Below are 8,196 nucleotides of genomic sequence, written 5' to 3'. Positions count from 1 at the left end.
CCCGTCGCCCCCGGCCCGCCCCGGCCCCGCCGTGAGGGCGGGCGCGCGGCGGCCCGCGGCGCCGGGAACCGTGGCGGCGGGACCCGTGGCGGCGCCGGGCGGACGGTGATCGGCGTCGCGGCGGCCGTGGTGACGGCCGTCCTCGCGGTGACGGTGACCACCCAGCTGCGCGACGGCGGGGACGACGCGGCGCGGGCGCGCGCCGCGGACGTCGGCAAGCGCGTGGACCCCGACACGGCCTCGCGTTCCGACAGCAGGCCCACGCCCAAGGGCGGTGCCGAGGTGCCCGCGACGTACGAGCAGAAGATGGCGAAGAAGTACCCGCTGGAGGCCGACGCGGGGGCCTCGGGTGAATTCGTGACCGTGGCGGGCCATGACAAGGCCCCCGGTAAGGGTGATGTTCTCCGGTACCGCGTTGACGTGGAGAAGGGGCTGCCGTTCGACGGCTCGCTCTTCGCCACCGCCGTCCACCGCACCCTCAACGACGACCGCAGCTGGGGCCACGGCGGCAAGCGCACCTTCGAGCGCGTCTCCTCCGGCGACGCCGACTTCGTCGTCACCCTGGCCAGCCCGAAGACGACGGCCGCCTGGTGCGCCAAGTCCGGCCTGGACACCACGGAGGACAACGTCTCCTGCGACTCGGCCGCGACCGACCGCGTGATGATCAACGCCTACCGCTGGGCACAGGGCTCGCAGACCTTCGGCGACCGGATGCACGAGTACCGGCAGATGCTGATCAACCACGAGGTCGGCCACCGCCTCGGCCACGACCACGAGTCCTGCGCCAAGGAGGGCGCGCTCGCGCCCGTGATGATGCAGCAGACCAAGTTCCTCACGACCGACGGGAAGACCTGCCGCCCCAACGCCTGGCCCTTCCCGGGGTCCGGCTCCTGAGACAGTAGGTCTCGCACCCTGAGACACCTTTGCGGCTGGGCGAAAATTCGTTCAGTCTTCTCGGCATGTCGTCCCGCCCCGCCTTCGAGAACGCCGCCTTCGAGCTGGCGCTGATCGGCGTGGCCGCGCACTCCGTCGCCGACATTCACTGTCGCTGAACGACCCGTTCCGGCATCTCCCCGCGTACTTCCGCGCGCCTTCACGCGTCGCGTCCGCCGGGGGCGGTACGGGCGCTTCCGCGCGCTCTTCTCCTGCCGCCTTCCGGGGACGCGTTCCGCGCTCCTTCCCCTCGCATTCCCGCGAAAGGCCTGACCTGTCATGCGTCAACTGTCCGTCATATCCCGCCGCGTGGCCGCGGCAGCCGTCAGCGTGGTCCTGGTCGGCGGCGCGGCGGCGTGCGGCCCGAAGGGGAGCGGCGGTGACTCCGCCGGCGGTGGCGCCGACGGCGCGCCGAAGAAGGGCGGCACGCTCACGGTCCTCAACAGAGCGCCGCAGAAGCAGTTCGACCCCGCCCGCCTCTACACCTCCGGCGGCGGCAACATCCCCTCGCTCGTCTACCGCACCCTCACCACCCGCAACCGCGAGAACGGCGCCGAGGGCACCAAGGTCGTCCCCGACCTCGCCACCGACACCGGCACCCCCAGCGACGACGCGAAGACCTGGACGTACAAGCTCAAGGACGGGCTGAAGTACGAGGACGGCACGCCCATCACCGCCGCCGACGTCAAGTACGGCGTCGAGCGCTCCTTCGCGCCCGAACTCTCCGGTGGTGCCCCCTACTTGCGCGACTGGCTCATCGGCGGCGACACCTACCAGGGCCCGTACAAGGAGAAGAAGGGCCTCGACTCCATCGAGACCCCCGACGCGAAGACCATCGTCTTCAAGCTGAAGAAGTCCGAGGGCGACTTCCCCTACTTCGCGACCTCCACCCAGTTCGCCCCCGTGCCCAAGGCCAAGGACACCGGCGTCAAGTACGCCGAGCACCCCGTCTCCTCCGGCCCGTACAAGGTCGTGAAGAACGCCAACGACGGCGAGCAGATGGTCCTGGAGCGCAACCCCAACTGGTCCGAGGAGACCGACAAGGAGCGCCACGCCTACCCCGACCGCATCGAGGTCAAGTCCGGCCTCTCCCCGGCGGTCATCAACCAGCGGCTCTCCGCCGGCCAGGGCGCCGACGCGGCCGCCGTGACCACCGACACCAACCTCGGCCCCGCCGAGCTCGCCCAGGTCACCGCCGACAAGAAGCTGGCCGCGCGCGTCGGCACCGGCCACTTCGGCTACACCAACTACCTGGCGTTCAACCCCAAGGCCAAGCCCTTCGACGACCCCAAGGTGCGCCAGGCCATCGCCTACGCCGTCAACCGCACCAGCGTCGTCAACGCCGCCGGCGGCTCCGCGCTCGCCGAGCCCGCGACCACCTTCCTGCCCAACCAGAAGTCCTTCGGCTACACCCCCGACGACCCCTTCCCGGCCGGCGCCACCGGCAATGCCGCGAAGGCCAAGGAGCTGCTGAAGGAGGCCGGTCACGCGGACGGCCTGGACATCACGCTGACCCACTCCACCGCCCAGAACTTCGAGACCAGCCCGGAGATCGCCACCGCGCTCCAGGCCGCCCTCAAGGAGGCCGGCATCCGGGTCAAGCTGGAGGGCCTGGAGGAGAACGACTACGACGAGAAGACCCACAGCGTCGACAAGCAGCCCGATCTCTTCCTCGCCCACTGGGGTGCCGACTGGCCCTCCGGCGGCCCCTTCCTCGCCCCGATCTTCGACGGCCGGCAGATCGTCAAGGACGGCGCCAACTTCAACGCCTCCCGCCTCGACGACTCCGCCGTCAACAACGAGATCGACGAGATCAACAAGATCACCGACCATGACGCCGCCGCCACGCGCTGGGGCGCCCTGGACCGGAAGATCGGCGCCCAGGCGCTGACCGTGCCGCTCTTCCACCCGGTCTACAAGCGCCTCGTCGGCAAGGACGTCAAGAACGTCGTCATCAGCGACTGGACCGGTGTCCTCGACGTCTCCCAGGTCGCCGTCAAGTGACCACGGAACTGATCACCACCCAGGAACCGGAGGCGGGAACCGCTCCCGCCTCCGGCGCCCGGCAGGTATGGCGGCGGCTGCGCGCGCGCAAGTCCGCGCTCGCGGCCGCCGCCGTCCTGGCCCTGCTCGCACTCCTCGCCCTCGGCGCGCCCCTGCTGGCCGCCCTGGAGGGCCAGGACCCCAACAGCTACCACGACACCCTCGTCGACTCCGCCCGCGGCGGCGTCCCGCTCGGCGACCTCGGCGGCATCGGCGCCGAGCACTGGCTGGGCGTCGAACCCGGCACCGGCCGCGACCTGTTCGTCCGCCTCCTCTACGGCGCCCGCGTCTCGCTGCTCGTCGGCATCGGCGCCACGCTCGTCCAGGTGCTCCTCGGCCTCGCCGTGGGCCTGGCGGCCGCGCTCGGCAGCCGCGTCGTGGAGAGCGCGCTCGGCCACCTCACCGACGTCATGGTGGCCATGCCCCTGCTGGTCTTCGCCATCGCCCTGATGGCCGTCGTCCCGGCCGATTTCCCCCGCCCCGCGCTGCTCGTCATCGCCATCGGACTGCTCAACTGGGGCGGCATGGCCCGGCTCGTCCGCGCCCAGGCCCTGGGCCTGACCAAGCTCGACTTCGTCTCGGCCGCCCGGCTCACCGGCGCCTCCCGGCGCCGCATCGCCCGCCGGGAACTGCTGCCCTCCCTCGCCGCCCCCGTGATCACCTACGCGGCCGTGCTGCTGCCGGCCAACATCGTCATCGAGGCGAGCATGTCCTTCCTCGGCGTCGGCGTGAAGCCGCCCACCCCCTCCTGGGGACAGATGCTCTCCACGGCCACCACCTGGTTCCGCGCCGACCCCATGTACGTCCTGCTGCCCGCCCTCATGCTCTTCGTCACCACCCTCGCCTTCACCGTCCTCGGCGACGGCCTGCGCACGGCGCTCGACCCGCGCCAGGCGTCCCGGCTCGGCGTCGGCCGCAAGCGGCGCACGCCCCGCGCGAGCGGCGCGGGGACCCGCACGAGCGACGCGGGGATCCGTACGAGCGACGCGGGAGGCGCGGCATGACCGGCTACTTCCTGCGGCGCGCCCTCGGCGCGCTCGCCGTCGTCCTCGTGCTCTCCGCCGTCGTCTACGCGACCTTCTACATCGCGCCCGGCGACCCCGCGCGCCTGGCCTGCGGCCCCCGCTGCAACCCCGAACAGATCAGCCAGGTCCGCGAGCAGCTCGCCCTGAACGACCCCGTGTACGTGCAGTACTGGCACTTCCTCCAGGGCATCGTCACCGGGCACGACTACTCCACCGGCACCGGCGTCCTCCACTGCCAGGCACCGTGCTTCGGATTGTCGTACCAGAACGACCAGCAGGTCACCGACCTGATCGTCCAGCGGCTGCCCGCCACCGCATCCCTCGCGACCGGTGCCATGGTCGTCTGGCTGCTGCTCGGCACCGGCACCGGACTGCTGTCCGCGCTCCGCCGCGGCGGCCCCACCGAGCGCGTGCTCACCTGGCTCACGCTCGCCGGCACCGCCACCCCCGTCTTCATCAGCGGCCTCGGCCTGCTGATGCTGTTCTGCGCCTACCTGGAGTGGCTGCCCTTCCCCACCTATGTGCCGCTCATGGACGACCCCGAGCAGTGGGCCTGGAACATGCTGCTGCCCTGGCTCGCCCTCGGCCTCCTCGAGTCGGCGAAATACGCCCGGCTGACCCGCAGTTCCATGCTGGAGACGCTGGCGGAGGACCACATCCGCACCTTCCGCGCCTACGGGGCCACCGAGCGCTCCCTGATCGGACGGCACGCCCTGCGCGGCGCCGTCGCCCCCGTCGTCGCGCTCACCGCCGCCGACTTCGGGTCGATGTTCGGCAACGCCATGCTCACCGAGATGATGTTCGGCCTGCCCGGCATCGGACAGCTCCTCGTGAACGCCACCCGCACCATCGACCTGCCGGTCGTCGTCGCCGTCGTGATGGTCACCGGCACCGCCGTCGTGATCGCCAACATCGTGGCGGACCTGCTCTACGCCGCCGCCGACCGAAGGGTGGTGCTGCGATGACGACCGTCACCGACGAACCCCTCGTCGTCGTGGACGACCTGTCCGTCCGCTTCCCCACCGCCGACGGCGCCGTCCAGGCCGTCTCCGGGCTCTCCTTCGAGCTCGCCCCCGGCGGCGCCCTCGCCGTCGTCGGCGAGTCCGGCTCCGGCAAGTCCACCGCCGCCTACGCCCTCCTCGGCCTCCACCGGGGCACCGGAGCCGAGGTCACCGGCACCGTGCGCGTCGCCGGCCAGGACGTCCAGGCCGCCGACGACGCCGCCCTGCGGCGGCTGCGCGGCGGCGTCGCGGCCATGGTCTTCCAGGACCCGCTGTCCTCGCTCGACCCGTACCAGGCCATCGGCGACCAGATCGCCGAGGTCCACCGGCTGCACCACCCGGGCGCCGGCCGCCGCGCGGCCCGCGCCCGCGCCGTCGAGGTCCTCGGCCGCGTCGGCATCCCCGACGCCGCCCGGCGCGCCCGCTCCCGCCCGCACGAGTTCAGCGGCGGCATGCGCCAGCGCGCCCTCATCGCCATGGCGCTGGCCTGCGACCCCCGGCTCCTCGTCGCCGACGAGCCCACCACGGCCCTCGACGTCACCGTCCAGGCCCAGATCCTCGGCCTCCTGCGCGAACTGCGCGAGGAGACCGGCATGGGGCTCGTCCTGGTCACCCACGACCTGGGCGTGGCCGCCTCCAGCGTCGACGAACTGCTCGTGATGAAGGACGGACGGGCCGTCGAGCACGGCCCGGCACGCGAGATCCTCGCCCGGCCCCGGGAGGACTACACCCGTGAACTGTTGGCCGCCGTCCCGCGCGTAAACGTCCGCCGGGAGATCGCCACCACTCCGGAAGACGGCCGCCCCGTCCTGCTCGAAGCCTCCGGCCTCCGGCGGGAGTTCGGGCGCGGAAGGAAGACCGTCACCGCCGTCGACGACATCTCGCTCACCATCCGGGCGGGGGAGACCGTCGGCATCGTCGGTGAATCCGGCAGTGGCAAGACGACTCTCGGCCGGATGCTGGTCCGTCTGCTGGAGCCCACCGGCGGCGAGCTGCGCTACCGGGGCCGCGACATCGGCGGCCTGAAGGACCGTGAGCTGCGCTCCTTCCGCAGCGAGCTCCAGATGGTCTTCCAGGACCCCGTCTCCTCGCTCAACCCGCGCCGCAGCGTCGGCGAGTCGATCGCCGACCCGCTGCGGGCCGCCGGACGGCTGGACGACGCCCGGATCGTCGCGCGCGTCAGGGAACTCCTGGAGCGCGTGGGCCTCGACCCGGACGCGTACCACCGCTACCCGCACGAGTTCAGCGGCGGCCAGCGGCAGCGCGTGGGCATCGCCCGGGCACTGGCCCCCGAACCGAAGCTGATCGTGTGCGACGAGCCCGTCTCCGCGCTCGACGTCACCACGCAGGCGCAGGTCGTGCGGCTGCTGGGCGAGTTGCAGCGCGAGCTCGGACTGGCCGTGGTCTTCATCGCCCACGACCTCGCCGTCGTCCGCCAGGTCAGCGACCGGCTCGTCGTCATGCGCGGCGGCCGGATCGTCGAGGAGGGCCCCGCCGACACCGTCTACGAGCGGCCCCGGCACACCTACACCCAGGGCCTGCTGGCGGCCGTGCCCCGGCTCGAACCGGCGGAAGCCACCGCATAGCGCGGAACAACGCCGCATCTGGCCGAAAGTCACTTCTGTTCACCCCTTCCGGTGGCGCGACGGACAACCGTCCGCCGCGCCACCGGGAAGCGCGCATAGCGTGCTCCCCGCTGCCGTAACGGCGGTTGCCGACAAGGGAGAACGGGGGTGTGTTCGTGCGCGTGGGACTGCTTTCCGAAGGCGGTTACCCATACGCCGCCGGCGAGGGCGGAGAGTGGTGCGACCGCTTGGTGCGCGGGCTCGGCCAGCACGACTTCGAGCTCTACGCACTGAGCCGGACGGCCCGTCAGGAGGACAGCGGCTGGTACGCGCTGCCGGGCAACGTCCGGCGAGTGAGAGCGGCACCCCTGTGGGGCGGACCCGCCCCCGGCGGCAGCGGCCGGGCCTACGGCACGTACGGGCGCGACCAGAGACGGCGGTTCACCGCCCACTTCGGAGACCTGGCGGCGGCCATCACCCTCCCGGGAGATCAGGCGTACCGTTTCGCCGATGGCCTGGGCGGCCTCGCCGACCTCGCCCGCGAGGAAGGCGGCCTCGCGGCGGCCCTCCGCTCCGAACTGGCCCTGCGCGCCCTGGAGACCGCCTGCCGCGCACCCGGCGCCCACCCCGCCGCCTACGGCACCCGCGTCACCGACCTCCTCGTCGTCTCCGGACTGATCGAGCGCGCCCTGCGCCCGCTCTCCCTCGACTGGTACGGCACCGCCGACGGCGACCGCGGCCTGGCCGCCGTCGACCTCTGCCACGCCACCTCCGCCGGCTCCGCCGCCCTCCCGGGTCTCCTGGCCAAACGCTTCTTCGGTACCCCCCTCCTCGTCACCGAGTACGAGATCGGGCTCCGCGAGTACTACCTGTCCTCCGCCCCGGCCGACCTCTCCCCGTCCGTCCGCACCCTCCTCTCCGCCTTCCACCGCAGGCTCACCGAGCTGATCTACGCCGAGGCCGCCGTGATCACCGCCGGGGACGGCCAGGGCCGCCGCTGGCAGGAGCGCTGCGGCGCCGACCGCTCCCGGCTGCGCACCGTCCACCCCGGCATGGACGCCAGCCTCTACGAGGCCGTGGGCGAGGGCGACGAGAACGCCGCCCCCCGCACCGACGGCGCCCCCACCCTGGTGTGGGTCGGCGGCCGGACCGAGCCCCACCTGTGGGAGGCCCTCGCCACCCTGCGCACGGCCGAACCGGAGCTGCGGCTGAGAGTGGTGGGGGTCCCACCGGATACCGACACCACCCCGGAACGCGTCTCCTTCGGCCCCGCCTGCGGCCCCGAGGACTACGCGGCGGGCAGCGTCGTCCTCCTCTCCGGAGCCGTCGACGGCTTCCCCGCCGCCCTGGCCGAGGCGATGTTCTGCGCCCGCGCCACGGTCTCCCCGGACGTCGGCGCGGTCCGCGAAGTCATCGGCGGCACGGGCCTGGTCGTCCCCCCGCGCGACCCGGCCGCCCTCGCCGACGCGTGCCTGGCGCTGCTGGGCGACCCCGAGCGCCGCGCCCGGCTGGGCGCCGCCGCCCGCGCCCGCGCGCTGGAGCTCTTCACCGTCGAGCAGAACGTCGCCGGGTTCGGGGCGATCTATCTGGAAGTCCTCTCCCGCGCCCCCGTCCAGCTCGGCACCCCCG

The 8,196-nt window shown here is 72.8% G+C and carries 7 protein-coding genes; all 7 read left to right on the top strand.

Annotated elements, in window-relative coordinates; all coding sequences use genetic code 11:
• On the top strand, positions 1-894 hold an 894-nt coding region (locus tag K6I33_RS27480), incomplete at its 5' end, for a DUF3152 domain-containing protein (RefSeq protein ID WP_229357225.1).
• A gap of 65 nt (positions 895-959) precedes the next feature.
• Entirely contained in the window at positions 960-1,052 is a 93-nt protein-coding gene (locus K6I33_RS36685; protein WP_346429068.1) for an Ms4533A family Cys-rich leader peptide, read from the top strand.
• 160 nt (positions 1,053-1,212) lie between these two features.
• Positions 1,213-2,937, top strand: coding sequence for an ABC transporter substrate-binding protein (locus tag K6I33_RS27475; protein WP_229357224.1), 1,725 nt, complete (start codon positions 1,213-1,215; stop codon positions 2,935-2,937).
• Entirely contained in the window at positions 2,934-3,980 is a 1,047-nt protein-coding gene (locus tag K6I33_RS27470; RefSeq protein ID WP_229357223.1) for an ABC transporter permease, read from the top strand. The genes K6I33_RS27475 and K6I33_RS27470 overlap by 4 nt, the downstream gene beginning before the upstream one ends.
• Positions 3,977-4,966 carry an ABC transporter permease gene (locus tag K6I33_RS27465; protein ID WP_229357222.1) on the top strand — a complete coding sequence of 330 codons (990 nt, stop codon included), beginning with the start codon at positions 3,977-3,979 and terminating at the stop codon, positions 4,964-4,966. Before K6I33_RS27470 ends, K6I33_RS27465 begins: the two co-directional genes overlap by 4 nt.
• A complete protein-coding gene (locus tag K6I33_RS27460) occupies positions 4,963-6,588 on the top strand; it encodes an ABC transporter ATP-binding protein (RefSeq protein ID WP_229357221.1) in 1,626 nt (541 codons plus the stop codon). Before K6I33_RS27465 ends, K6I33_RS27460 begins: the two co-directional genes overlap by 4 nt.
• A 155-nt stretch (positions 6,589-6,743) precedes the next feature.
• On the top strand, positions 6,744-8,196 hold a 1,453-nt coding region (locus K6I33_RS27455; protein ID WP_229357226.1), incomplete at its 3' end, for a DUF3492 domain-containing protein.

It is taken from the genome of Streptomyces sp. UNOB3_S3 (assembly GCF_020740895.1).
GTDB lineage: Bacteria > Actinomycetota > Actinomycetes > Streptomycetales > Streptomycetaceae > Streptomyces.
The sequence above is the reverse complement of the archived record's forward strand: the minus strand, read 5'-3'. Positions and strand labels throughout refer to the sequence as shown.